General features: G+C 38.3%; 2 protein-coding genes and 1 pseudogene. All 3 read left to right on the forward strand.

Translation table 11 applies throughout. The features are described from left to right. Nucleotides 1-807, forward strand: a pseudogene (locus AC220I_RS22040) (hypothetical protein); the annotation flags it as partial. Nucleotides 808-823: 16 nt separating this feature from the next. Further along, nucleotides 824-1,528, forward strand: a complete 705-nt coding sequence (locus AC220I_RS22045) for a DUF2225 domain-containing protein (protein ID WP_486726020.1) — start codon at nucleotides 824-826, stop codon at nucleotides 1,526-1,528. A gap of 3 nt (nucleotides 1,529-1,531) precedes the next feature. Then, nucleotides 1,532-1,777: histidine phosphatase family protein (locus AC220I_RS22050; RefSeq protein WP_486726021.1), on the forward strand; the 246-nt coding region annotated here is incomplete at its 3' end.

Consider the following 1,777-nt stretch of genomic DNA (forward strand, 5'->3'; position numbering starts at 1 on the left):
ATTGCTGAGAGGGGGCCAGCGTTAACAGTTCATGTCAACGGCATACCCAAAGAGATTAAAGGCGATTATGGTGAACCGGCCAAAATCTTCATTAATGGCGTCATGTCGAGTCTAGATTCTAAGATCAACCACAAGGATCAGATCAATGTAATGCCTGCTGCTAAGGGTACTGTAAGAGTCATGTCGCTAAAGGAACTGGTTAATTTCGATGCGGCAATTACCTTAAACGATCAAACGATTAAAATCATTGACGCAGTTGCAGTAAATGATGTTCATCGTACAGGCGAATATGTTCTCTGTGAAGGCGATGTTATTGAAACGATTGGCATTGACACGATAGAAAAACTTGCCAAGCAGACTGAACTGGATGTTCGTAGGGTTTCATTCTTTAGAAATGAAGATGAAGTTGGTCTTGACTACAGGCTTCAAAATGGAGACCAGATTACTTTTAAAATCGTCGAAAAATTTGACTATGAAATCGAGAATGATATATTAGAATCTAATGATGTTATAGAGGACGCTTTTGTTGAGGGACAGGAAATTCTTGCAAAAGAAGATGCTTTTGTAGAGAAAAAAGCGACGGCATCAGTAACAGCAACCAATGGTCCTATACAGTTGACTGTCAATGGCGAGCCGGTTTGGATACCTCAAAAGGAAAACAGTATTATTTTTGTGGACATATTCGATCACATAGATTTTGACATTACAAGAGCCAAGGGCATATTGGTGCTAAAACTGAACGGTGAACGTGCGAGGTACACAGATTTGTTGAAGCATGGCGATACAATTGATATTAATTGGCGATAAGAAAGGGATAGTTTAAGTGAGTGACTTATTTGATAGAAATTATAATTGCAGTATCTGTGGCAATCAGTTTACCTCCAAACAGGTAAAAAAGTCCGCTATAAAAACAAAGTTAAGAGAACGTGATTTTCATGCCTACTATTCAGGCGCAAGTCCAGTCTACTATGGCGTGATTTGTTGTCCCAACTGCGGTTATGCAAAATTTGAAAAGGATTTCTTGGAAGATATTAATCCGACCGAAAAAGCAATTGTTAAAGACCTCATCACCAAAAACTGGCGATATCAAAACTTTTGCGATGAAAGGGATTTATCAAGTGCGATTAAGGTCCATTTAATCGCATTGGCGAACTACAAAATTTTAAAAGCTAGTTCAAATATATTAGGAAAACTTTACTTAAGGCTTGCTTGGTTCTATCGTGAACAGGAAAATCATGAAGAAGAAGCAAGGTATATTAAACTTTCAATCGAGGCATTTAAATATAGTTATGAAAATGAGAAATTGGATATTGAGCCTGAGAAGGAAATCGAGATTATTTACCTTGTTGGCGAACTCAATCGGAGGATTGGCAATTATAAAGAAGCCATCCATTGGTTTAGCAATGTCGTCAACCATGAATTTGCCTATAAAACGCGTATGATCAAGGGTTATGCAAGAGACCAATGGGAACTCAGCGCAGAAGCATACAAGCTGGAAAAAGCAAAAAACACAAGTCAAGGAGCATAATGAATGAATATTTATTTAATTAGACACGGTGAGACTTATGCGAATGAAAATAGTCAATTTGCCGGTTTTTGGGATGTGGAGCTCAATGAGAGGGGCAAAATTCAGGCAGAGGTCGTTGCCGGAAAACTCAAAGATATTGACTTTGAAAAAATATTTGTCTCAGACCTTCAGCGCGCGAGAGAAACCTGTGATGCAATTGCAAGAAGTAGAAGTGTAACACCAATTGTCTCTGAAAATTTAAGAGAAATG

The organism is Fusibacter sp. (genome assembly GCF_057447755.1).